Origin of the sequence: Hyella patelloides LEGE 07179 (assembly GCF_900659865.1) — a bacterium.
GTDB classification, from domain to species: Bacteria; Cyanobacteriota; Cyanobacteriia; order Cyanobacteriales; family Xenococcaceae; genus Hyella; species Hyella patelloides.
Genome location: NZ_LR213780.1, coordinates 32,782 through 56,672, shown reverse-complemented (window position 1 = coordinate 56,672; position 23,891 = coordinate 32,782). Strand labels below are relative to the sequence as shown.

Genomic DNA, 23,891 nt, shown 5'->3' with positions numbered 1-23,891 from the left:
AAGATAGAGCGTTGGTGGTCGGTTCTCAAAACTTGGATGAAGCAGAGAGTTAAAGAATTTGAAACTGTTAGAGAATGTGTTGATACAGCTTTTAAAAAATGTCCTAACGTATATGCGTAATGCTATACTAGGCGTGTTTTGCTCGGTTTCAATGACAAACCCAAATTAGAGAGCCAATCAGCTATGATTTCCTTACATTGAAGTACAACTTCCAAATCCTCGTGCATACAGACAAAATCGTCTGCATACCTGATGAGATGGAGGCTTCTTCGTTTACGTTCTTTGGAGAGGTAGTTGCCGTTGGGATATAAAAGTTTTAATCCCTCAGCAAAATTTTTAACCTTATTCTCCATACCGTGTAAGGCAATATTAGCCAATAATGGTGAAAGCGTTCCACCTTGGGGAACTCCAGCTAGATTGGGTTCTAGCTCTCCATTATCCATAATTCCCGCTTTTAACCAGGCTTTTATTTGTTGCCTGAATTTAGGGAAGGTTTGGAGTTTATCGAGAAGAACTTGATGATTGATTTTATCGAAGCATTGAGCAATATCGGCATCTAAGACATATTTAGGTTTCTGACTAATAGCGATATGTATTGCCTCAATCGCATCATGACAACTTCTGCCTGAGCGAAACCCATAAGAATTGGGTTCAAAAAGAGCTTCCCATTGTGGCTCTAATGCCAGTTTAACCAGAGCTTGTAATGCTCGTTCATAGATGGTGGGAATTCCCAAAGGTCTCTTTTCCGTCTTTCCTGGTTTGGGTATCCAAACTCGACGTACTGGTTTGACTTTATGTCCCAGTTTTAGTTGACCTACCAGATTGAGACGTGCTTCTGGGGACAAGGATTTTACCCCATCCACTCCTGCCGTCTTCTTTCCTTGGTTATCTTGGGTTACTTTCCTGACTGCTAGACATTTCGCTGACCATGAATTGACCATCAATCTTTGAAGTTTATGGACTGTGAGTATGTCACCACGACTACTGGCTCGATAGATTCGCTTTTGTAATTTGTAGACAGAACGTTCTAGCTTACGCCAGGAGATGTTCTGCCATTCATACGTAGTCTGATTTAACTCGTTCATGGTATAAATTACTAATCACGACTCTATCTTCTGTATTACCGTGTGTCCGTCAGCTTATCCTCTTCCATTACAGAAGGGCATTTGCTTCTGACACAATCCCTCCACTTTCCTGGTTTCTAGTTAGCAACCCACTCAGATGTTCTGAGAACCAAGAAAGGGTTAATTCGTTCCTATCAGTCATTGGTTTGAATCCTTAGAGCCTGTATCTCCACCGAGATGAATTAAGGGTATTTGTTGATAAAACCCTGATTATCAACACTTGTCTCATCTTTTGCCTTAAGGCTCAGGCGTATCAACCTCTTGAGCCTGTTTCGCATGACGATGGCTCAAACTACAGTTTGCTGATGCTACTCATAGATTCCTGCTTGAAGGGATTCTCAATTAGGTTATGAGTTACCTCCTTTTCTTCCCGCTTCATCTCTGGAATTGCTACAACCAAAAATGGGGAGGATGCTTTTACTGGAACACCACCAGAGTCGGACTTGTAAGATTGATTTCTTACTCACCAACATGACTAATAAGTTGTCAAGGTTCTTTTACCATTGCGCCTAATCCCCCTCTCCAAATAAGGATTGGTTTCTAGACAACGAATCACACAAGGTTGCTGCAACGAGGGGCAACGAGGTCTGATTTGACATTTTTTACGCCATTTTTGGGCTTGAATGATAAAAAATACAAATCAATTACTTTGCCTAGTTAGTCTCATTCTAGGCAAAGTATCATGAGAGTATAAACACCAGCATGAGGATTTGACCCATGCTACAAACAACAGTCCAAGTTCCTTTTTCGGCAAAGTCCTGCGCTCCTCCACCGAAAAAACCATCGACTAGGGAAAGAGAATACTTGGGCACTGGTCAATTAAGATGTGTTGTCTTCCCAGCTTCGCCAATTGAGCATTTCTGACATCATAATTGGTCTTTTGATATACCCAATTGCCATTGCAGGAGTAACATTTTTTCCGAGACTAAAATGGGGACTTACCCAATTATGTATTAATCTTTGAATGGTAATGGCTCGATTTAATCCTTGAACCTTTTTAGCATATAAATTTTGTCTTCTTCTATAAGCACTACATTTACGTCTAATTGCACTATTATGTGCCTCTCAACACATCTTAATTGACCAGTGCCGGGGGCAGCAGGAGACCATTTTGATTCGATTTTTTCTAAATGTTTTTCCCAGCCTATTATTGTGGCATGAGATTTCCCTAAAATTCTGCCAGTTGCTCTTAACCCATTGCCCTCGGCTCTCATTTTCATTGCTAAAGCTACTTTTTCCGAGGAATGGCGTAGTCTATACATTGGGGTTCTAGTTCTTTGATTAAATCTTTTTCCGCAATCTTTGCACTTATATTTTTGAATTTTAATCCCATTTTTTAGGGTATTTGTACCATGTTTTATCGTTTTTTTACTTGAGCAATTAGGACAGTTCCCAGTTATGGCGATCGCATATTATTAGTGGTTTCTGACACTCTATTATCTCTCAACACATCTTAATTGACCAGTGCCCTAAATTGGAGTAAGCATCAGTTTGACCAGCATGAGGGCGATAGAGCTTCTGCACCTTGATTCTTTTTAATCTGGGCATTAACTGAAAACTCAACAGATGAGTAAAGGCAAAAGCCACTTCGCTTTGACCGTGACTGTTCACATAATTCTTCTTCACCTCCATGCTGGTACAGTGCTTCAATACTCCGTTAATCATTGCTGACACTTCGCTACTCGAACAGGTTTTAAGCTGAGAATAAATACAGGTAGAATTCTTTTCAACGTGCCAATAAATCATTACTCCCCGTCCGCCATAGCGGAGATGATACTGAGTCATGAGATTTTGCTTCCACGCACCGAAATGTTTGCTGTCGCTAGCACAGGTGGTTGTGCCTTCACCCCAGATGTGAGGCAAACGAATCTCATACATTGGCATTAACTATCTTTGCGATAGCACTGCGTAATTGGTCTTTGTGAATGTAGCTACTCTAACTTTTTCTTTCTTGTTAAAGACTTTGCCGAAAATAATCATTTTTGCATTCTTTCTGTGCTTTTTCAACTTCTCTTTTTTTTGTTACAAGCTCTTCTTGCTTTTGCCTTTTTTCCCAAAATTGGAAAAAAATCAAATTATCTCCAAAATTCTGTTAATTAAACTATGCTTATAGGGAACTCTATAAATACAGCCTAGGCTTATTTCAATTTTCAGCGACTTAAAGATGGTTAAAATTCTCATTGTTGATGACAGCAGCAGTCTGAGAGAGACATTTTCCGAAATTCTCAGTTCAATCAAAATCGAGGTGTTAACGGCTACTAATGGTAGCGAAGCAGTTAAATTGCTGGGAAAATACACCCCCGATTTGGTTATTACCGACTTGATTATGCCCGAAATGAATGGTTATGAATTATGTCGTTGGGTAAAAAATAATCCTTCAACTAAAGAAATTCCTGTGTTGATGTGTTCTACCAAAAGCGAAGAATTTGATCGCTACTGGGGAATGAAACAGGGTGCAGATGCTTATCTGACAAAACCCTTTCAAGCAGCCGAATTAATCTCGACAGTTAAAAATATGTTAAAAGCATAAAAAAATTTTCATTTTTAATAAGCGAAAATTAAAATCGATCGAATATTAACTGATATTAGGTTTACTTAAACTTTTTAAAACGATACTTGATGTGGTTAGCTAGTTCAATTTTGGGAGATTTTCCCATAGGTAATACCAATTCTTAAAAGTAATGAGAGACTTGGGAGGTTGGGTAAGCAATCAGAACCTGCGGAATTTATAATCCGTTTATACCCGTTGCATCTTCGTGTTTACACCCGTCATATTGGGTGTTTATCTCCATCGCATTTGGGGGCAACTGAAGGCCCTAAAGGACTCGCTCCGCGTCGCGCACAAGAGGTTTCCTCGCGACATGAGAACGCACGAGTATACAAATCCGAAGGTCGATTCTGATAATCGTTGGGTTGAGGATAAAACCCAACCTAAAATCTAATTTGATCTCTCCCAATTATTTTTGATAAATGGTATGAATAACAAATCCGAAGAGTAACATGAAAATATTTATTTTTAGTAATTATTAACACTTAATCTCAAATTTTTTCAAAGCTAGATCGCAGACCCTCAAATTACGCTATTGAGTAGGCTATTGATACGTATCCTGGTGATTTGGTGTAGGTACATGGATTAAGCAGTAGATATCTCGATCTATAATTTTAGGCTATGGCGACTAATCGGTATTTAACTTTGTCGCCTAACAATTTTGATGTTGGGTGATTAAGTCAGTCAAGGTATTGACTAAGCGTTCATTTTCCAAGGGTAAAATGTCTTGGCCGTGGAGCATTTCTTGTAAGATTACAAAATAAACTAGCGTCCCAACCATAACTCTTACTGTAGCTTCTGGATCGTCTAGTTTTAGTTCAGGATGAGCTTTAAAATATTGGCTTAAGATTTCAATGCCTGGTTTTGCGATATTTCTGACATAAGCTTGTGCTAGCTGTGGAAAACGCCCCGATTCTCCTATAATGATGCGAACAAAGTCTTGGAAATTGCGATCGCTTCTGGTATTCTCTAACATTCTCATTCCTATTTGAGATAGCACTATTTTGGGTTCTTGTTCTAAAGATTGAGGCTTTTGCAAACCCATTACTGTTTGGAATTTATCTTTGACCAAATCTTGTACGACTGCGCTAAACAAGCTTTCTTTGTCTCCAAAGTGACTGTATACTGTGGCTTTAGAAACTTTGGCAGTTTTGGCTATTTTGTCCATACTCGCAGCAGCATAACCATGTTTAAGAAATTCTTGCATTGCTCCTTTAATGATGGCTTCTGCTTTGGCTTCTGATTTGGAACGTTCTTTATTAGTTGTTTTTGTGTTTGTCATTATTATTTTTCTTTGGTTAGCATCATTTTAAGACGATCGCTTATTTCTAGATTAAGACCAATATTTTTTAAATAGTTATTAACTCCTCCATAATCACGATCTAGATAGGTAAATGTGTCTATTATGGTTTGCGGTGGAGATTCTAACAAATGGGTAAAGCCTTCTCGAACTGCTTTTGAACGCATTCGATCGTATAAAGGAGCTAAATGACGTTCGCTTAAATGGTAATCTTCAGCAATGGTTGTTATCGGTACGCCAGCCATAGCTAGTAGCAAAGCGGTAATAATTCCCGTCCGATCCTTTCCTACGGCACAATGAATTATTACTGGAATTTGTTGAGTCGCAATTGTTTCTAAGACTGTTTTAATTGTGTGCGCTCTCTCTTCTAAAAAGAAACGGTTGAGTTCCAATAGTGTTTGATCTTTGATTGATTCAATTATGTTTCTGTGATTTTCTTCTACTAAAGGCAAATTAAAATACTTAATCTCCGCTCTATTGCTAAAAGCATATTCTGCTGTTTCTAGTTCAAAGGGACTCCGCAGATCGATAATTGTTTTTATTCCATAATTAATAAGCTGTTGCTGACTAGATGGCGGTAAACAATGTAAGCTATCACTACGTAATAAAGTACGCCATTTTATTTGTTTCCCTTCGGTGGTTTCGTATCCTCCCAGTTCCCGTAAATTAAGGCAACCTGCTAGTTCAAGATGCCGTTGTAATGGTTTTAGCTCTTTCATAATAGTTCCCTTAATTGACATTTTTTCAAGTCATCAGTTTTTGGAATTTTCGTTAGCGCACGCGCACGCGCCAGCTTAGCTGTCCGCAACGCGCTGCCTTTGGCAGACCACTTTTTGGAGTTTCAAGTAATAGAATTCATAGTGGTAACTTATAACGATTTACTCTGACTGTATCAGTATTGAAATCTTCAGTAAATTCAATTTGTCCCGATAAGTCTCAAAGATTATAGTGCGATCGCGATTCAACTAATTCTTTGAGTGCTAAGTGAACTAACTCTTTTTTCGTACGCACTCCAGTAAGGGCAAAAGCTCTTTCTAAAAGCTGCTCATTCAAATCAATGTTAGTTCTCATAGAATAAATTCATTTTTGGTGTTTTAAACACTTAATTATCTGTTTCATGGGTAAATTGATTATTCTGACTTTCTTTAATAACGTGCATTTTCTTAGGTAATTAGTTGGTTGATTTTCGCAATAGCGATCTCGCCTTTGACAAGCATCAAGCAATATCAAAATACTATGTTTTATTGGTTAGTGAATTTTTTATAGTACAAAAATATCTTGCGATAGCGTTCTAGAAAATATTGTTGCTAAACTAATCGGTTTAGTTTTATTATATATCTAAAGTGAACTAAACGGTTTAGTCGTAACCAGATAGCATGACTATGAACTATACAACAGAAAACAAAGCTCAATCTTCCAAACCCCTAATCAAGAAAACTCCTGCTTTAATAATCGCCTTGGCTTTATTAATGGGAGGTACAACAGTTTTCGCCCTGCGTCAATTTTCTACTACATCCCAACCCAAAGCCGTACCAGAAACCGTTATTCCTGAAATTACAACAGTAACGGCATTGGGTAGGTTAGAACCCAGTGGAGAAATCATCCAAGTATCAGTATCTTCTAATTCAGAAGGTAATCGGATTGAAGAGTTACTGGTAACAGAAGGAGAAGAAATTACAAAAGGACAAGTAATTGCGGTTTTAGACAGTCGCGATCGCGTTGAAGCAGCCTTGAGACAAGCAGAAGCCAGAGTTATCGTGGCACAAGCTAATTTAGCCAGAGTAAAAGCAGGGGCGCAAACAGGAGAAATAGAAGCCCAACAAGCAACTATATCCAGAATAGAAGCCGAACGTAGGAACGATATTGAGGCGCAACAGGCTACCATATCTCGTATCGAAGCCGAATTAAAAAATGCCCAGATAGAATATCAACGCTACCAACAACTATACGATCGCGGTGCAGTATCCGCCTCTCAAAGAGATAGTAAAGAATTAACCTTAGCCACAGCACAAGAACAACTAGCCGAAGCTAAAGCCAATCTAAACCGTATCAAATCTGCTCAACAAGAACAACTAGCCGAAGCTAAAGCCACTTTAAACAAAATTGCCGAAGTGCGCCCCGTAGATGTAGATGTCGCAGCAGCAGAAGTCCAAGAAGCTCAATCAGCAGTAGCTACAGCTCAAGCAGATCGCGATCGCGCCTATATAAAATCTCCCCAAGCAGGAACAGTAATTAAAGTTCTAACTCGCCCTGGTGAAGTAGTTTCTAACAACGAAGGAATCGCCAGAATTGGACAAATTAACCAAATGTATGCCGTAGCGGAAGTTTATGAAAGCGATATTGGTAAAGTAAAAATCGGACAACCCGTCACTATTACTAGTAGCGCAATTTCAGAAGAATTAACAGGAACAGTAGAGAAAATTGGCTTAGAAATCGAAAGACAAGAAGTAGTCAACACCGATCCTACAGCTAATATCGATGCGAAGGTAGTAGAAGTCGAAATCAAGCTAGACGAAGCATCTAGCGAAAAAGTAGCAGGGTTAACTAATTTATTGGTAAATGTCAGGATTAATTTATCAATGAATAATGAATCATTAATAATTGGTCGATCGTGATTTTAATTGATTGTCTGAGAAAAAGTTGGTCTGATTTGTTGCAGGAATTGTCTGTAAAAGATCTCAAGTTGGGTGATGAAATATTTGCCAATTTAATTCAGAGTTATTCTGAGCCTATAAGGCACTATCACAACCTCGAACATATACAGGAAATCTTATATTTACTGCAACAGGTAAAAGATATTTCCCAAAATATTCCTGTCTTACGGTTATCCGCTTGGTTTCATGATTACATTTACGATCCTCAAGCCAAAGATAATGAAGAGTTGAGTGCTATTTATGCCGAACAAGTTCTCAGTAAATTAAATCTTGACTCCCAAATAATTTACTTAATAACTCAAATTATTCATAGTACAAAAAACCATCAACCATTGATTAAGGAAATTGATAATTTAATCTTTTTAGATATCGATTTAGCCATTTTAGGTACAAATAAAGCTCGATATTTCCAATACGCCCAAGCAATTAGACAAGAATATAGTCATTTAGATAATCGCGACTATCAATCAGGAAGAACCAAAGTTTTAAATCGATTTTTAACTAAACAAAGGATCTACTACACCGATTATTTTCATCACCGCCTAGAAACAACCGCCCGAAAAAACATACAAGCCGAAATAAAACTACTGAATAACAATTAAATTCATTTACTGACGACTAATCATTATCCATTATCCATTGAAAACCCGATGTTCAAATCGCTAAAAAACCGTACTCCTTTAGGATGGTTACAACTCAAACACGACAAATTTCGTCTGTTCACTGCATTATCGGGGATTGCGTTTGCCGATATTTTAATCTTCATGCAGTTGGGCTTTATGAACGCCCTGTATACAACTAATACTCAATATGCTCGCAAAATCAAAGGCGATGTTGTTTTAACCAGTACTCAAGCTACCAACTTTACTAGACCCTATACCTTTCCCCGCAGAAGGTTGTATCAGGCGATGGATATACCAGGGGTAGAATCAGCCGAACCTATTTATGTTGGTTCTCTTAGCTGGCGTAACCCTCAGAATAGAGAAAAAACCTCGATGACAGTTTTTGGATTTAATCCAGATAAACCTGCTTTCGATCTACCCGAAGTTAATAGCCAATTAGATAAAGTCAAAATTCCCGATACAGTATTATTCGATAAAGCCTCTAGAGGAGAATATGAGGAGGTAATCGAGCGAATCGAACAGGGAGAAACCATGACTACAGAAATAGATCGCACTACGATAACCATTGGTGGTTTGTTTGAAGTAGGAGCTTCTTTTCAAGATGATGGTGCATTGATTACCAGCGATCAGAATTTTATGCGCTTATTTCCTAGAAAACAGCCAGGAATGGTTAGTATAGGTGTAATCGATCTTCAAGAAGGAACAGATGCAGAACAAGTAAGAACTTACTTAAACAATTATCTTCCTGATGATGTCAAAGCTTATACCTATGAAGAGTATGTAGAGGGAGAAGTCACATACATTCAAAGCAGTACCGCCATCGGTTTTGTTTTTACTTTGGGTACAATGATGGGTTTTATCGTGGGTATCGTGATTGTATATCAAGTACTTTCTACCGACGTTAACGATCATATGGCAGAATACGCGACTTTTAAGGCAATGGGCTATCGTAACTCGTATTTACTCGGTGTCGTGTTTGAAGAAGCTTTAATTCTTTCGATTATTGGCTTTGTTCCCAGTGTAGCTTTAGCAGCAGGATTATATCAATTAACTGCAGCAGCAACAGCATTACCCATATTTCTTCCCGCTTCTAGAGCCGTTACTGTACTGATACTTACTATTGTTATGTGTGGTATTTCAGGAGCAGTTGCAACTCGGAAACTTCAATCAGCCGATCCTGCGGATATATTTTAAACAAGCTATTAGCTGTTAGCAGATGATTGTTGTTAAATATTCTTCTCAGTTTCAGGTCTATATGGTTCTTCTTTAACAGTATGACCGTAGACAATTTTAATAAATAAAACAGGAACAAACCACTCAAATCCAGTAGGTGAACTTACAAAATAGCCATTTATTAATAAAGCTGTAACGATAATGAGCATTGAAACTGGACGTTGTAGATAAAGAGGGGTATTAGTCACAGTTAAAACTGAAATCTGCAAAATCAAATACCAAAACACACCATAAAACCAACTAGCAGAGGAAAATATCAGGCTAACTATTAAAGGATGAATATGAATAATAGAAAAGAATAAATGGTTTTTAGCTAGCTTTACATAATTAGGTTCAAATGTTTGGAGAGAAGAATGATAGAAACGCTTACAAGAATTGAGAGAATTTGCTACTGCACCACCAACAATATCATAGGCAATAATTACTGCTAGAATATATTGCCAAATTGTCCAATCAAAATCATTTTTCCAATAAAAGAAACCAATAAGTACTACGCCTATAAACCCCGCAGTCCAACCAAGTATTTTCTCTATAGTTGTTGCTTGAGTACCTACAGCTAGATCGGTTTTTCCTCTGTAAGCCCAAATGATATCAGGTGATCTTTCCATAAACAATTTATGTCCTCAATAGATATTTTCTAGTATTTGTCATTTGTTCGCCATAAAAGAAGTCTACTCAACTATTTTGCTGATTGCTTCACGATTACGAAGACACATTCGGTGTAACTATTTGCATATCTAAACCGAGATAAACGTATGCATTGGGAATTGACAAAAATAATTTTTAAGAATGCGTAGTAAAAGTTTAATTCAAATATTTATCCTTAGTACATTAGCTTTCTTAATTTCTTCCGTATCAGGACAATCAACACCAACACCGCTTATAACATTTACTTGTGAAAATAATCAAGGCATTCCTGTTACTACTGCTAAAAATACTGAAGGGCAAACTCAAACTATTTTTTATTGGAAATCGAATACTTTTTATGATTATGTAACACCTCAAAAACTTTGCCATAGCGTCACCGAAAAACTTAATAATTATGCTGACAAAAGTAATAATTCAGCCTTATTTGTTTTACAACCCACTGAACAAGTTGGATTACCAAGTGTCTGCATTACAGAAAATGGTTTTAGGTGTGATGTAGTTTTGTTTACTTTAGCTCCAAACGAAGCACCTATCGATCGAGCTTATCAAACTTTAAAATCGATTCTCAATCAGGAAATAAGTCAGTCTATTCAAGATATAGAGAGAAATAACCAACAAGAATTTTATTTTTCTATTAGCTTATTTACCAATGAACTATAACCACTTAATTTTATAATAAAATAATAATTTTCATACTAATAAATAATAATCAATTAATTTGCCAATAGTATAAGTTCATTACAATCAACTTTATGTCTTATTCCTGATAAAATCTAACTTAAAAAGTAGATGTAGTGCAAATTGCACTGTCATTCATGAAAGCACTATGTAGATAGCTCGACTAAAAGTGAGATCGCCATTAAGGCAATACATTAGTCTAACTAAAACTGAAACTGCATTCGCACATTACCTACATAGATATTGGGATTGTCTTCAAAATTATTAGGATTAGCGATCAAATAAAAAGCAGGAACAATTGCTAAATTGTCGTTGACTGGATAAAAGTAAGTAGCTTCAAATTCGTACTGTGTACCGCCGTCTCCCGCACCAGAAGCTAGAAACTCTTCTCCATCAAGAACATCAAAGGGAATCACAAAAGAGAAAGTTGCCAATGCGCCTTCTTTAACCAAGTCAGGAAATGCTAAACCAGCCTGGATTGATTGAGCATCAATTTCTCCCTCTTCTCTGTCGGAATCTCTGGGAAAAATGCTTGTACTACCATAGCTGTAGCGTCCAAAAATGCCTAACCAATCGACTATTTTCCAGTCAAAGTTAACCGCAAAAGTATCAGCAGGAGCATCGCCAATTGTACCGCCAAAGCCATCATCGGCTACCCCATATACAGGTTCGCCTGTCGCTCCACCGATCCCAAAGCCTGTAGTATTACCATTTTCATCTAAAATTGGCACATTATTATCGACAGTAGAACGAGTATACATTAAACGAATATTGGCTGTTTCTGCAATTGAGAAATCAATCTCCGCAGTTAGGGTTTGTGTACCACTAAATAAGCCTTTATTGGGAGCTGAAGATGTGTTAAAAAAAGCTGATGGCAGAAATTCTGTGTTTTCTCCTAAATAACCCACTTTAAAAGACACAAAATCGTTGAAATCAAAAGTGATTACTGCACCCGAACCGCGATCTATAGGATTAACCAATGTTCCGCCACTGGAGTTGAAACTACCCGCACCAGTAAGAAAGAAAGTATAGGCATTATTATCAAAATAACGATACCAGTTAATTCTTGGCCCGACTACTACCCGCAGTTTTTCGCCAAGGGGAAAATCGTAAAATAGTTCGCGAATTTCAACACTATTAGTTCCGCTTGCAGTACCTGTTTGATCGGTAAAGGGAGTACCAAAGGTATTATAAAGTCCAGCCGAAGCAAAACTGTTAGCTGGAGAGTTCCCGTTACCTGCTACCAATTGAATAGCCAGATTATCTTTTCCTGTAAAAGAAGAATTCAGGTTAATCCAAGTATAGTAACCGAACGTAATTTCAGGATCGTCTGTAATCTCACTGATTATAGGATCGTTATTGCTATCTCTACCCGCACGACGCAGAGGTAAAGGAGCATCAAGACTATTAGTTTCGGCTAAGACATCATCCCCCGCAGTTGCACCAGTAAAGTTAAAAAAGACGTTACCAGACAGTTTAGTTGTGGTGGAAAACTGATTGTCTTCTAAAAAGGCAGTGCGCCCCTCTAAATTATCAATTCTTTCAGAAATACTAGCGAGTTCTGCTGCAAATTCTTGGGTTAAACGTTGAATAGTATCTAAGTCTTCTCTGACTACACTTTCCGATGAAGCAATTAATCGTTCGATTTGATTGAGACAGGAGTTTAAACCCGCAGCAAATTCATAGCGAGATAATGCCTGATTACCACGATAGGACTGATTGGGAAAACCCGCTATGCAACCATAACGATCTACTAATGAACGTAGTGCTTCATAAGCCCAGTCTGTAGGGGAAACATCTTGCAACTGATTGACATTTGTTACCTGAGACATTTCATCGGTATTTTTTATGCTGTCTAATTCTTCATATACAATTACTTCTTCCGAGGCAAACGTTTTTAGAGTTGTAGCGAGTAAGAAAGTTAAGGGGAAAAGTAATAAGGTTAAATTATTGATAAATTGTAAATTATTTTTAGTAATAGAATACCATCTTCCAATATTTCGTAAACTCATCTTCACTATCACACCGTTTAATATTAACAAGCAAACCTATCACCATTGGCTGTACATAAAAGTATCTTTGTATACAGTATACTATTTGCTTTTTAAGGCTGAAAAGACTAAGATATTCTTGATTTTAGGTATGGAATAAATAATGATAGAATTCGCTGCTCGTTATTAATTGCTCTTTACTCGTTGTCCGTTGCTCGTTGTTGTTTTTTTCTCTTAAAGAAAGAAAAGTCATATTTTATTCTTTCACACTCTGATTTACTAACGCCAAGATTAACTATTTATTACTTAGTTATTTTTTGGGTTTGAAAATTTTTTAGTTAATTTTAACTAAGTTAAGTGTCAGCTCTAAAAAATATCATAAATTATAGTGAAGCAGTAATATCAAATAATTTGTCAACATTGTGCGAAATTGTTTTAGGGATTAATCCGACAACTAAAAACTTTTTTTACAACTTACTTGTGATTGCCTAATTATTGATTAATTATTTTGGCATTAGTACAATCTTGTTGCATAACTTAGATAAAATTACGCTATGGCAAAAACTAACGCGGTGCGTCTTCTTGATTCTTGGGAAATACAATACAAACTGCTTGATTATGAAGTAGATTTAGAAGATTTAGCAGCAGAAAGTACGGCGCGTAAATTAAATCTGGCATCAGAACAACTATTTAAAACCTTAGTTGTACGCAGCAACACTAATAATCTTTATTTTGCAGTTATTCCCAGTAACACTCAATTAAACCTCAAAGCATTAGCTAAGTTAGCTGGTGAACGTAAAGTAGAAATGATTGCAGTCAAAGAATTAAAATCCCTTACAGGATATATTCGTGGTGGCGTAACAGCCATAGCCAGCAAAAAAGATTACCCTGTTTATGTTGATGAAACTATCGAAGTTTTTGAGCGCATTGCCGTATCTGCTGGAGTGCGGGGAACTTTGATTATGTTAGCAACTCAAGATTATTTACAAGTAGTAAAAGGTAAAATTGGAGCGATCGCCTTGTTTACTGAGACGTGATAAATAACTAAAAGGTTTAATTACCTTGATTCTAGAGACAAAGATTGATATTTTTCAGGCATTGTTTTGGCATTTAAATGTTAATTAACAATAGAAAATGCTGCCTGAGACGATATTTTTGTCTTGTCCACCAACAATTTATCCCAGCGATCTACCAAACTGGGAAGCTTGTCTACTGAGAAAAATTTTAAATTGTCCTGCTGCTGGATCGATCTCTGGAAATTATTTAGAGTTTGAGCAAGCTTGCGCTCTCATGGGTTGTCAGATTTCGCAATTGTCGATCTTTAACTGCGACTATTATAGTATTTACAGTGAGCAAATTCGATTTCTATTGACCACAGATTAACAATTACCAAGGCAATACTCTATGGCTAAAAAAGCAGCAAAACTGGTTCAGAATATCAAAAAATTCGCCTATGTGATTGTTCTTTGTTTAAGTGCGATCGCTGTAGTTGTTTTTGTGGGAATGTCTTCTCACACCGCATCTTTTACCCAAGCAAGTAATTTCCAGTCTTCAAGGGAGAAACCCGCTAATCCAGCTATGAAAGAATTTCCTATCGGGTGGATAGATCGCATTGAAAAACCAGAAACTCCAGGCAAAGTTGCCAATGAAGGAATCAATCTTTTGATTCCTTATACTCATAGTTACCAGCAGGAAACCATCGAAACCTATTTAGATAATGCTCAAAAAAATGGGATTAAAGTATTTTTAGAGCCATATAGAGAGCCTGTTGAGACTGGAGATGCTGCTGCTGTAACCGAATTTGTGAGGACTTATAAACAACATCCTGCTGTTGCTGGTTGGTATGCCTATGACGAACCCATACTCGCAACTAGAGTACCAGTACCTCCTGAAATCCTAGAAATTACTTATCAAGCAATTAAAGCTGAAGATCCCAAGCGTCCTGTAGCAGTGGTTTTTCCTGGTTCACAAATAGACAAAGTTCCTCAATATAGGAACGCAATGGATATCTGTATGATCGATCGCTATCCTTTTTTTTACCCCAAACCAGAGTTTAGTAATCTTAGTGATTTTGGACAGTGGATGGAGGAAGCAGCCTCTTTTTCTGGAGATCAACCATTTTGGCCTGTTTTACAAGGTTTTGGAGAACAAGAAAATGGCAAACCTAAATTTAAAAGGCGTTTACCTACCGCAGCCGAAGAACGCTACATGATTTATACTGCGGTTTTAGCTGGTGCTGATGGTTTGATCTTTTATGGACATCATTGGACGCAGCAATCTTGGGTAGATTCAATTTTAACTCCTTTAATTAGTGAGTTTCGCGAATACTTGCCTATTGTTGAGGCTAATCTCATAGCTGGAAACTCTCAAGTGAATCAAGACGATGTGCAAACTCTTCTCTATCAAAATCCGTCTAACCAACAATACTTGTTGATTGCAGTTCATCACGGCAGAGGTAAAGTAAGAGCAACTATAGGTTTTGAGTCTTTAGAGGCTAGTAATCAAGCTAAAGTTTTGGCAGAAAATAGAGACGTTGAGTTAATCGAAGGTGGAATTGAAGATACTTTTGATTCTTATGCCGTACATATCTACGAAATTTCTTAATTAATTATCATCCAAATATAACTAAATAGGTTTTAAAATTACATCAAATCCTGATATACAAAGTTCTTCTTGAGGCAAACTTTGAAATTCTGATGACATCTTTTGTTTTGGTATTGGTAAATGCGGCCAACGGGTGGTTGTAACTACTTCTGTCTCAAAACAAGCTTCTTTGAATAACTGCAATAGTTGGGAGTACCTCAGACGATTAGTATAAAAGCTAGAATTAGTAATTATGCTTGATTCCCAAATTTTTTGAGAGAATCTCAGATTATTTAGTGATGATACGAAATGATCTTTGAGGTCTATGCAGTGGGAGCAAACACCATTGGGGCGAATAATACGCCTTATTTCTTTCATTGTATCGAAAAACTCTGTCAATCTGACGTGTTCGAGAACAGCATGAGAAAACACAAAATCAACTGACTCGCTCTGTATGGTCTTTAAAGATTGTAAGCCTTCTGTTAGGTAATCTGTTGACAAAATTCTAGTAACTCATTCAAAGTATTTATAGACTGAATCTCGGCTAGATTCATGTTTTTTTGATTATGCAAAAAGCTTATTAAATCGAGATAAGGTTGTAGCTCTTCAGTAGCGCAATTTTCTACATCTACGAGATAAGTGGATTTTACACCAAAGGCACGAGCCAAAATTGCGGAAAATAAGGAAGCTCCAGGACCAAGTTCTAAGATGGTAAAGTCTGAATAGTCACTTAAATAATTTACTCGCTCAAAATGTCTCTGAAAAATTTGATAAGCTTTATCTGGCTGACTCATCGAGCCACGCTTAAATTTTTGAAGCCGAAAACCGTCAATTAAGGGTATATGTGCTGATAACAGCTTGACTATCATTTGAGCTTGCCAGGGAATTTTTTGTTTCCAATTCATAAAAACTAAATTTTAAAATTGTAACTTTTGATCTTTAGAATACCTCCTATTTAGGAAGTGCATTACAGAAAAGCATATTATTATTTCAAATATAGCTTTGAATAGATACTTTGATAGTTTTCTGAAACTTTTCTGGCATTCAAATGTTCACAAACAATAGATCTTGCTGCTACAGACATTGACTCAGATTCAATATTGACAAGCCGATTCAATTGAGTTGTTAAATCTTCTATGTTGCCAGTAGAAAACATAACACCAGCTTGTTGATTAAAATTGAGGATTTCTCGATGTGGTTCGATATCAGAAAGACAAACAGGAACGCCACAAGATAAGGCTTCTATTACTGAATTGGGTAATCCTTCAGATACAGAAGCTGAAACAAAATAATCTGCTACTTTTAGATAATCCACTACATTATTAACTTGTCCGATAAACTTAATCTTAGAAGAGTTTTCAGCGATCGCTTGACAAGAATTTAGTAAAGTGCCGTCGCCTATAATTAGTAAAATACTATTTTTTTGTGCCTGACTTGCCAAAAATCCTCGCACAATTGCTTCTGGTTGTTTTCGAGCAATTAAAGCACCTACAGAGACAATAATTTTTGCTTCTAGAGGTAAATTTAACTTGTGTTTTAGCTTAGTTTTTTCTTCTGAGGTAGGTGGTATGTATAAATTTTCATCTACTCCATTACAGACTATTTGAGATTTTACCCCGTGTTTTTTCACCATATTGCTGATGGTATTGGAGCAAGATACGGGAAATTTAATTTTTTTTAAAGCATTAATATGTTTTTGTGCCGAATAAGAACCAATTAATTTGCCATACTTCATGACATAATCATGATATGGATAGTTTCTAATTGTAGCTACAGTTTGATAATCACTCAAATATTTAGCAGCTAAAGTATCGGGACGAATACCCTGAGAATGAATAATATTTGGCTGATATTGACGAAGTGAACGCAAGCCCCGCATCGCAGCGCGTTCCTTGGGCGAGGAAACCTCGCCAGGGTCGCTGCTCCTTTTGAAGGCGGGGTACTGTTCACTAACAAAAGACTTAAGTTTAGACTCTCCTAATAATATTCCTTGCCAACGAGATAGATTTAAAGAATAGAGCGGAATATTTAGTTGTTGAAATTTTGACCATAGTGAGTTTTTAGGTTCAGGAGAAAGTGTTAGAACTATCGGCTCAAATTGTTGAATATCCAGATATTTTATTATATAAAGAAGCTGATTAGTAGGGCCGCACGATCTTAAAGTAGAAACAATATATAAAATTTTCATTGTCCTCTAACCTCAGACAAACTACTTCTCGCTGATAAAAAGTAAGTAGGCACAGATTTTTTGAAAAATTGTTGTTTATCAATTGATAAAAACCATAAACCATAAAGTAGAGCAAAAATAACAAATGGAGAACGCATTGGATTATTGACTACCATAGCTGGGGAGATATAGACTAGCAAGTAACGCAAGAAAAATACTGCCCAATTTTTCTGGGAGTTTTTAACTCTAAAAGAAGCGATTAATATCCAAACAAAACTACTTACTAACCCTGCTATAAAAATCCATTTTCCTTGAGCATAATAGGTAAGGTATCCCGAATCGATGATTCCCAATACTTTAAAGCTGGGAATAAAAGTTCCCCAAGGATATTTTCTTAGTTCGGACAGCACCATTGGCCAAACATCTTCAACTCTGGTACTCCAAGAGTAGTCTTGTTCTAAACCTTGTTCTTGTACTCTGATAAAGCGAGAAAAGAAAACATCATAGTCAAGTTCGAGGTATAAATTAAGCAAAATAATTAGCAAAACAACACTAATTATAATAGTTATTGCTAGTTTAAACGATCTTTTTATGCCACTAGTTATCAAGCTTAAAAATATAATGAGTGCTGCTACAATATAAGCATTACGGGAAGTCGATAACATAATTAGTAACAGAGCGGTCATTAAATATACCAAATATATACCTTGTTTCTTGACTTGAAACTTAGCTAAAAAATAGCTCATGGTAATAATGCCAAAAGCAGCAAGTGCAGACACGTTAACAAAAAAACCAGAAACTCTTAAACCTGATAGTTGATTAAAATGAGAATCGGCTGCCCAAGACTCTAAACTATTAGTAATAAGCAAGAATTCGGGTAGCAATCCCATGCCAACTGCCAACTGAATGATACAGTAAATCAAGTTAATTATTACTGCGATTTTGAACAGCTTTTCTAATTTCAAATCTAGTTTATAAGCAGATACATTTCCTAATTTTAAGATGCAAATGGTTACGGGAAGATAAAGTAACAACACTCTAGCACTACTCAAAGAATCACTCATTGAGCCATAATAAAATGCCCCAATTATAGGAAATAATAGCTCCAAAATCAAAAAGGGTAATATGGGTAACAAAGGTCGTATTTTTAACCGAGATTTTCCCAATAATAACCAGCAAGATACGCTAAAACTAGTAATAGCGATCGCTATTAAATCGGGGAATCTAATAAAGTTATCATTAATAATTTCAATTCCATAAGGATATGTAAAAATCAGGGATATAAAGTATAAAACTAATAGTTGTCTAATAGTTTTATTGATTGATATTTTATAGTTAGAAGATTGAATTTCCATAAATAAGTTTAATAATATTTTAAAGAATTTGGCTCTCAAGCAAAAAGAGGGGAATTATTAATGAAGTCTAGATACTGATTGCTAATCTGCTCGACAGAGAATTCATCTGCTCTAGATCGCAATCTAGCGGGATTTGAAGGTTGAGCTAAACTCTCCAAAATGGCTTTTGCTAGTGCTGGAGAATCTCTGACAGGAACTAACTTACCATATTGCTCTTCTGCTAAAATTTCCCCAGGGCCACTTGGGCAATCAGTAGAAACAACAGTAGTACCACAAGCCATAGCTTCCACTAGCACGTTACCAAATCCTTCCCAAGCTGAAGATAAGACAAATACACTCGCTTTTGCCATATAAGCATAGGGATTATCTACAAATCCAGGTAACAAAACATCTGCTTCTAAGCCTAAATCTTTAACTAAATCTTCTAACATCTGACGCTCTTTACCTTCTCCGAGAATTACCAAGTAAGCTGGCTGCTGCTTTCTGACAATTGCAAAAGCTTTAATCAGGTTAGTAAAATCTTTTTGCTGATGTAATCGCCCTACCCCCAAAACTATTGGTACTTCTAAGTTATCTAACTCAGGAATTGCTACAGAAGCTTGAGCCATTTTGGTTATTTCAGGAGTCACCACAGGATTGTAAATAACTTCAACTCGTTTAGGTGATATCTTAGTTGCTACTGCGATACTTTTGGCTACACCTTGAGAAGCTGCCACAATTAAATCTGCTTGAGGATATAAATATCGTCTCAAATAAGGAAGTAGTTTACGTCTGTTATAAGTGTAATTTTTTGCCTGCTGAGATACATCATTTTGTATCATAACCATAGTTTTAACCTTAGTTTTGGCAATATACTTAGCACCAATGGCGATTAAATTAGCTCCGCTTAAACTGGAAATTAACAATTTTGGTTGATACTCATTAAGATAGTCAACTAAAGGAAAAAAGCTGTGGACTAACTTTGACACTTTAAGGTCTACAATACGAACTCGATCGACAACTATATTCAGATAAGGACCTTCAGCTTTTGCTAAAACTAAATCTACAGCTAATCCTTTTTTAGCAAATTCGTTAGCTAAATTAACGATTACTCTTTGCGCTCCACCACCATGAAGTTCAGAAAGAAAAAAAGCAATGTGTTGGCAATTCATTGACTAATTTTTTGTTTGAGCTTAATTAATCCTGTAATTTTACCAAACCAGAGTAAAGATAAGCGTAAATATTCAGTTAATAGAGCAAAAAATACTTGAGGATTGCGACTAGTAGCAGTAGCTCGCTGCATCTCATTTAACATGGCAAAATTAATTCCATAAGAAACACCACCACTACGAAAAATTGCTAAAGTAGTTGTAGAAATTGCTGAACGCTCCTGCTTTATTTTCTCTGACATCACAATTCTTTCAGCAACAATCAGATATAAATCGCTCTTAAAGATGGATTTGCTATTTCTAATCCCTAAAAAACCTTGATGAGAACCTGGAACTTTGACTATATTAAGCATGGGATCTGATTGAGGTGTTGTTGCTGCTCTTTTAGACAAAGTTTCTTTATCTATTCGATAGAATAAAACACTGCTAAATAGATTAGATAATTGTTCCTGATTTGTCTTTTGAATTTCGTTAATTACTGTTGCTAAGCATTGAGAATCAAATAGAAGATCGTCGGCATTAATATGTAAAGTATAGTCTCCTGATGCAGCAATTGTACCTTTGTTCATCGCATCATAGATTCCCCGATCTGGTTCGCTCACCCAATAATCAAGATCGTCTTCATACTTTTTGATAATTGCTAAAGAATTATCGGTCGAACCACCATCGATTACTATGTATTCTAAATTAGGGTAAGAACTATTGACGATCGATTGAATAGTTTGTTCGAGATATTTTTCGCCATTAAATACTATAGTAATTACCGATACTAATGGTAGTTGATTCAGAGAATTTCGATATAAACCCTGAGTCCGTAATCCTCCTTCCCCAATACGTCGTGAATCAGGTGGGAGTGAAAATGTTGTTGGAAGAATATCTTTTGTTTTCGTAGTAGCAACTGGCTTTTGTTTTGTGAGAAAATTACTACGCTTTTTGCTTGTAGAATCTTTAGCTTTTTGAATATCTTGAAGTTCAAAAGGACAATCTATCGGTAATAGTTGATATAAATGATTAACTGTCTCCCAATAGCTACCTATGACAAAACGTTGAGGAACAGTTGCTATTTTTTGTTTTTGATTTAGTTTTGTTGTCGGTTCGCAGAGATAAATAATTAATTTATGTCGCTTGGATTCATTTTCTGGCTTTTTAGCTAGTAAAGTTGATTCACACCAGCCATGATCTACTAAATTTTGTTGCCAAATTTCTGAACCCCAAGCATAACGAAAATCGATGTCATAAATCTCACCAGTTTCTGCCAAACAAACCAAAGTTTTTAAATCCTGCCAACCAGTTAAATTAGAGATAGAGTGAGATTTTATCTCAATAATTTTTTGTTGTTGAACTGGAAATCCCAGACTATTTAAAAATGATAAATATTGAGTAGAATCATCCATACTATATTGAAATTTCAGCTTAATGGTATCAAATTGACGCTGTTTATTTTATCTCAGCGATCGCATTTTGGCTATTATCTGTTGACCGTTTTTGGATTAAGTTACGTATCATAATATATCGATTGGGTGTCAGTAAAAACATGAACAAAAGCTTGAACGTTTCTACGATTTCTTTTTTCGTTTTACTCAACATTAATAAAGTTGTCCAGTGAGATATTGTGGCTGCTCTTTGTTTGGTTAAAATCAAATTACGAATTAAATTAAAATAGAGATCGTTGAGAAAAATTCTCTTAAATTCTAGAGTATCAGTAAGAGAATCATGCCATTTATTGATTACTTGTTCTAAACCTTTGAGTCTGCGATCTATCGTTTGAGAGGTGCGAGTACTAAAGTGTTGTCTAAAAACAATTAGAGGTTCTGGGATACAATCAAAATCATTTTCTAGAGCAATTCTATACCACATATCCCAATCTTGAAAACTAACTAAATTTTCATCAAAAAGACCACATTTTGTAAAACAGCTATTAACAACAGTGACACTGCTAGTAGTAATCGGGCAAAATCGACCTAGATTCATAGCGGTAACGATATCTTGCTGGGGAAATTTAGCTGAGACTACTTGAGGAGGTAATTCATTACGATCCCAGCGTTTAATAAAACCTGAATAAATCAAACCAGCATTGGGATTTGATTGATGTTTTTGAATATGTTGTAATAGCTTATTAGGAAGCCACAAATCATCATCATCGAGAAAAGCAATTATATCTCCGTCTGCTTGTTTAATTCCAGTATTTCTAGCTGCATTTCCTCCCTGAGAATGTCTCTGATTTATCAGCACAAATCGGCTATCTTGCATTTTTGAGAGTATTGATTGGATTGCCGAAGCATCTGGAGGATAATCATTAACCACCAAACAATTAAAATGCTGATAAGTTTGCTGAGAAACACTATTAAGTGCCTGTTGAAGATAATCTAATCTTTTAAAAGTAGGAACAATAACAGTTACTTTCATATTTATCTAGTTTTACGGAAAAAGCTACATATAGCTAATTTATTTTTCGTTCATATTAGTCCAACTCGACGGATTATATTTTAAATTTTAAGTTAAATATCTAACTCCTGGAAATGTAATAACAATCTATTCTCTATTCCATATTCTTTGCCCTTACTTTTCACCACTGGTACTATCTGAAGCTAGTAATTGATGAAATATTGTGTTTAATCGATCGTTTAATTGATTAATGTCGTGTTCTTTAACGACAATTTCTCGCCCATGATTGCCCATTATTACCCCAAGATCGGGATTGAAAAGCAATTTTTTGATTTTTTCCGCTAATTGGTCTATGTCTTTTTCGGGAACGAGAAATCCCGATTTTCCATCTTTGACTAATTCTGGTATACCACTATGTAGGGTACTAACTATGGGTAAACCAACAGCAGAAGCTTCCATCAGAACTACAGGAATTCCTTCACAGTCACCCTGTTGACTAGTGACACTAGGAGCCAGCATAATGTCACTATTTTGCATTAGTTGTACGACTTCTTCTTGGGTTTTGCTCCCCAAAATTGTGACCCAATTACTCACATTAAGGTCTTCAATCAATTGTTCGAGTTGACTTCTAAGCTCTCCATCTCCGACTATCTGATACTCAAGTTGAGGATATTCTTTGGCAATTATAGCCACTGCTCTAATCCCATACTCAATGCCTTTCTTTTCTTTAAGTCTAGCTACAGTTAAAATCCGAGTTTTTTGCTTGGTTTTGGGTAAACGAGGACGAAATTCAAATTTATCCAAATCAATTCCCATTTTGTGTATGGTAATTTTACTTTCATCGCACCCCAAATCGATTAACTTTTGCTTCCAAGTGTTGCTAATAGGTAGCTGCAAATCTCCTTTTTCAAATAACTCAGCATAAAAATCACTATCATTATCGATCAGCATTTGGGAGATATCAACTCCATGAAAGGTCGTAACTATTTTCCCTTTCAGAAGAGCGATTTGTTTGAGAAACACAGCTAAATTACCTGTATGACCTAAGTGACATTGAATTATGTCATAGTCATCTCCACCAACAAAACTAGCAGCAGCATGAAAAAGTCTCAGAGAAAAGGCTTTTTTTCCGAGCTTGAAAAAATTTAAAGTTCTCAAAGCTTTCAGAAGCCTTAAAGGATTTTTATAGATGTTTTGTAAAATGAGCTTGATGGCAACTAGAAATCTCAGCAAGTAGTTGCGAGGAAAATCTCGATAAAAAGTATGTTGTAGTAAATTGTATTTAATTACATCGGCGTGAACTTTAGCTGCTTCTCTGGGTTTTACTGCATAGATATCAACTTGATGACCGCGATCGATTAAACCAGTAATTTGATTTAAAATAAAAGTCTCTGATAAGGCGGGAAAAGTCTCAACAATAAAAGCAATTCGCATATCTCTTATTTTTTTGATGG

Annotated in this window: 20 protein-coding genes and 4 pseudogenes; 7 read left to right on the top strand and 17 right to left on the bottom strand. The window is 36.3% G+C overall.

All coding sequences use genetic code 11. The features are described from left to right. Positions 1–128 precede the first annotated feature (128 nt). The 4 genes and pseudogenes from H1P_RS04210 to H1P_RS04200 all read right to left on the bottom strand — a co-directional run. Positions 129–1,085: pseudogene (locus H1P_RS04210) on the bottom strand (reverse transcriptase domain-containing protein); the annotation flags it as partial. Positions 1,086–1,804: 719 nt separating this feature from the next. Further along, positions 1,805–1,936 carry a hypothetical protein gene (locus H1P_RS38790; protein ID WP_281291083.1) on the bottom strand — a complete coding sequence of 44 codons (132 nt, stop codon included), beginning with the start codon at positions 1,934–1,936 and terminating at the stop codon, positions 1,805–1,807. 7 nt (positions 1,937–1,943) lie between these two features. Next, positions 1,944–2,524 (bottom strand): annotated as a pseudogene (locus H1P_RS04205) (transposase). A 70-nt stretch (positions 2,525–2,594) separates the two neighbouring features. Next, positions 2,595–3,054 (bottom strand): annotated as a pseudogene (locus H1P_RS04200) (Tn3 family transposase); the annotation flags it as partial. A gap of 234 nt (positions 3,055–3,288) precedes the next feature. On the opposite strand from H1P_RS04200, the gene H1P_RS04195 reads away from it, so the two are divergent. Further along, positions 3,289–3,654 carry a response regulator gene (locus tag H1P_RS04195; protein WP_144864458.1) on the top strand — a complete coding sequence of 122 codons (366 nt, stop codon included), beginning with the start codon at positions 3,289–3,291 and terminating at the stop codon, positions 3,652–3,654. Between the two features lie 670 nt (positions 3,655–4,324). Here H1P_RS04195 and H1P_RS04190 read toward each other — a convergent pair. The 3 genes and pseudogenes from H1P_RS04190 to H1P_RS39790 form a co-directional block, all read right to left on the bottom strand. Beyond that, positions 4,325–4,954, bottom strand: coding sequence for a TetR/AcrR family transcriptional regulator (locus tag H1P_RS04190; protein ID WP_144864456.1), 630 nt, complete (start codon positions 4,952–4,954; stop codon positions 4,325–4,327). Between the two features lie 2 nt (positions 4,955–4,956). Next, positions 4,957–5,691 carry a tyrosine-protein phosphatase gene (locus tag H1P_RS04185; protein WP_186375827.1) on the bottom strand — a complete coding sequence of 245 codons (735 nt, stop codon included), beginning with the start codon at positions 5,689–5,691 and terminating at the stop codon, positions 4,957–4,959. A 136-nt stretch (positions 5,692–5,827) separates the two neighbouring features. Continuing rightward, positions 5,828–6,043: pseudogene (locus H1P_RS39790) on the bottom strand (type II toxin-antitoxin system VapB family antitoxin). A gap of 305 nt (positions 6,044–6,348) precedes the next feature. Between H1P_RS39790 and H1P_RS04175 the strand changes: the two are divergent. Genes H1P_RS04175 through devC form a run of 3 tightly spaced genes read left to right on the top strand, consistent with a single transcriptional unit; the run spans position 6,349 to position 9,443 of the window. Then, positions 6,349–7,587: an ABC exporter membrane fusion protein gene (locus H1P_RS04175; protein WP_246141459.1), complete on the top strand. Its 1,239-nt coding sequence runs from the start codon at positions 6,349–6,351 to the stop codon at positions 7,585–7,587. Continuing rightward, the gene (locus H1P_RS04170; protein ID WP_144864450.1) at positions 7,584–8,228 is read left to right on the top strand and encodes an HD domain-containing protein; all 645 of its coding nucleotides are present in this window, start codon (positions 7,584–7,586) and stop codon (positions 8,226–8,228) included. The genes H1P_RS04175 and H1P_RS04170 overlap by 4 nt, the downstream gene beginning before the upstream one ends. Positions 8,229–8,276: 48 nt before the next feature. Beyond that, positions 8,277–9,443: an ABC transporter permease DevC gene (devC, locus tag H1P_RS04165; protein WP_144864448.1), complete on the top strand. Its 1,167-nt coding sequence runs from the start codon at positions 8,277–8,279 to the stop codon at positions 9,441–9,443. 32 nt (positions 9,444–9,475) lie between these two features. Here the strand turns inward: devC and H1P_RS04160 are convergent, their stop codons facing one another. Beyond that, positions 9,476–10,090, bottom strand: coding sequence for a hypothetical protein (locus H1P_RS04160; RefSeq protein ID WP_144864446.1), 615 nt, complete (start codon positions 10,088–10,090; stop codon positions 9,476–9,478). Between the two features lie 181 nt (positions 10,091–10,271). Here H1P_RS04160 and H1P_RS04155 point away from each other — a divergent pair, with 181 nt between their 5' ends. Then, positions 10,272–10,790, top strand: a complete 519-nt coding sequence (locus H1P_RS04155; protein WP_144864445.1) for a COP23 domain-containing protein — start codon at positions 10,272–10,274, stop codon at positions 10,788–10,790. 221 nt (positions 10,791–11,011) lie between these two features. On the opposite strand, the gene H1P_RS04150 is transcribed toward H1P_RS04155, so the two are convergent. Beyond that, a complete protein-coding gene (locus H1P_RS04150; protein WP_144864443.1) occupies positions 11,012–12,820 on the bottom strand; it encodes an iron uptake porin in 1,809 nt (602 codons plus the stop codon). 533 nt (positions 12,821–13,353) lie between these two features. Here H1P_RS04150 and ybaK point away from each other — a divergent pair. Both ybaK and H1P_RS04140 read left to right on the top strand, forming a co-directional pair. Continuing rightward, positions 13,354–13,836, top strand: a complete 483-nt coding sequence (gene ybaK / locus H1P_RS04145; RefSeq protein ID WP_144864440.1) for a Cys-tRNA(Pro) deacylase — start codon at positions 13,354–13,356, stop codon at positions 13,834–13,836. Between the two features lie 367 nt (positions 13,837–14,203). Next, complete coding sequence (locus tag H1P_RS04140) at positions 14,204–15,403, top strand: hypothetical protein (protein ID WP_144864438.1); 1,200 nt, start codon at positions 14,204–14,206, stop codon at positions 15,401–15,403. A gap of 21 nt (positions 15,404–15,424) precedes the next feature. Here the strand turns inward: H1P_RS04140 and H1P_RS04135 are convergent, their stop codons facing one another. The 8 genes from H1P_RS04135 to H1P_RS04100 form a co-directional block, all read right to left on the bottom strand. Beyond that, entirely contained in the window at positions 15,425–15,883 is a 459-nt protein-coding gene (locus tag H1P_RS04135) for a methyltransferase domain-containing protein (RefSeq protein ID WP_186375826.1), read from the bottom strand. Continuing rightward, positions 15,865–16,287 carry a hypothetical protein gene (locus tag H1P_RS04130; protein WP_144864434.1) on the bottom strand — a complete coding sequence of 141 codons (423 nt, stop codon included), beginning with the start codon at positions 16,285–16,287 and terminating at the stop codon, positions 15,865–15,867. Before H1P_RS04130 ends, H1P_RS04135 begins: the two co-directional genes overlap by 19 nt. A gap of 80 nt (positions 16,288–16,367) precedes the next feature. Further along, positions 16,368–17,570, bottom strand: coding sequence for a glycosyltransferase family 4 protein (locus H1P_RS04125; RefSeq protein ID WP_144864432.1), 1,203 nt, complete (start codon positions 17,568–17,570; stop codon positions 16,368–16,370). Further along, positions 17,567–18,904: a hypothetical protein gene (locus H1P_RS04120; RefSeq protein WP_144864430.1), complete on the bottom strand. Its 1,338-nt coding sequence runs from the start codon at positions 18,902–18,904 to the stop codon at positions 17,567–17,569. Before H1P_RS04120 ends, H1P_RS04125 begins: the two co-directional genes overlap by 4 nt. A gap of 35 nt (positions 18,905–18,939) precedes the next feature. Next, the gene (locus tag H1P_RS04115; protein WP_144864428.1) at positions 18,940–20,055 is read right to left on the bottom strand and encodes a glycosyltransferase; all 1,116 of its coding nucleotides are present in this window, start codon (positions 20,053–20,055) and stop codon (positions 18,940–18,942) included. Continuing rightward, positions 20,052–21,446, bottom strand: a complete 1,395-nt coding sequence (locus H1P_RS04110) for a glycosyltransferase (RefSeq protein ID WP_144864426.1) — start codon at positions 21,444–21,446, stop codon at positions 20,052–20,054. The genes H1P_RS04115 and H1P_RS04110 overlap by 4 nt, the downstream gene beginning before the upstream one ends. 43 nt (positions 21,447–21,489) lie before the next feature. Beyond that, positions 21,490–22,458, bottom strand: a complete 969-nt coding sequence (locus tag H1P_RS04105; RefSeq protein WP_144864424.1) for a glycosyltransferase family 2 protein — start codon at positions 22,456–22,458, stop codon at positions 21,490–21,492. A gap of 153 nt (positions 22,459–22,611) precedes the next feature. Then, positions 22,612–23,871 carry a glycosyltransferase gene (locus H1P_RS04100; RefSeq protein ID WP_144864423.1) on the bottom strand — a complete coding sequence of 420 codons (1,260 nt, stop codon included), beginning with the start codon at positions 23,869–23,871 and terminating at the stop codon, positions 22,612–22,614. Positions 23,872–23,891 lie beyond the last annotated feature (20 nt).

Coding starts and splice junctions, on each gene's coding strand:
- H1P_RS04195 (WP_144864458.1), top strand. CDS start 3,289: ATGGTTAAAATTCTCATTGTTGATGACAGCAGCAGTCTGAGAGAGACA.
- H1P_RS04190 (WP_144864456.1), bottom strand. CDS start 4,954: ATGACAAACACAAAAACAACTAATAAAGAACGTTCCAAATCAGAAGCC.
- H1P_RS04185 (WP_186375827.1), bottom strand. CDS start 5,691: ATGAAAGAGCTAAAACCATTACAACGGCATCTTGAACTAGCAGGTTGC.
- H1P_RS04175 (WP_246141459.1), top strand. CDS start 6,349: ATGACTATGAACTATACAACAGAAAACAAAGCTCAATCTTCCAAACCC.
- devC (WP_144864448.1), top strand. CDS start 8,277: ATGTTCAAATCGCTAAAAAACCGTACTCCTTTAGGATGGTTACAACTC.
- H1P_RS04160 (WP_144864446.1), bottom strand. CDS start 10,090: ATGGAAAGATCACCTGATATCATTTGGGCTTACAGAGGAAAAACCGAT.
- H1P_RS04155 (WP_144864445.1), top strand. CDS start 10,272: ATGCGTAGTAAAAGTTTAATTCAAATATTTATCCTTAGTACATTAGCT.
- H1P_RS04150 (WP_144864443.1), bottom strand. CDS start 12,820: ATGAGTTTACGAAATATTGGAAGATGGTATTCTATTACTAAAAATAAT.
- ybaK (WP_144864440.1), top strand. CDS start 13,354: ATGGCAAAAACTAACGCGGTGCGTCTTCTTGATTCTTGGGAAATACAA.
- H1P_RS04140 (WP_144864438.1), top strand. CDS start 14,204: ATGGCTAAAAAAGCAGCAAAACTGGTTCAGAATATCAAAAAATTCGCC.
- H1P_RS04130 (WP_144864434.1), bottom strand. CDS start 16,287: ATGAATTGGAAACAAAAAATTCCCTGGCAAGCTCAAATGATAGTCAAG.
- H1P_RS04125 (WP_144864432.1), bottom strand. CDS start 17,570: ATGAAAATTTTATATATTGTTTCTACTTTAAGATCGTGCGGCCCTACT.
- H1P_RS04120 (WP_144864430.1), bottom strand. CDS start 18,904: ATGGAAATTCAATCTTCTAACTATAAAATATCAATCAATAAAACTATT.
- H1P_RS04115 (WP_144864428.1), bottom strand. CDS start 20,055: ATGAATTGCCAACACATTGCTTTTTTTCTTTCTGAACTTCATGGTGGT.
- H1P_RS04110 (WP_144864426.1), bottom strand. CDS start 21,446: ATGGATGATTCTACTCAATATTTATCATTTTTAAATAGTCTGGGATTT.
- H1P_RS04105 (WP_144864424.1), bottom strand. CDS start 22,458: ATGAAAGTAACTGTTATTGTTCCTACTTTTAAAAGATTAGATTATCTT.
- H1P_RS04100 (WP_144864423.1), bottom strand. CDS start 23,871: ATGCGAATTGCTTTTATTGTTGAGACTTTTCCCGCCTTATCAGAGACT.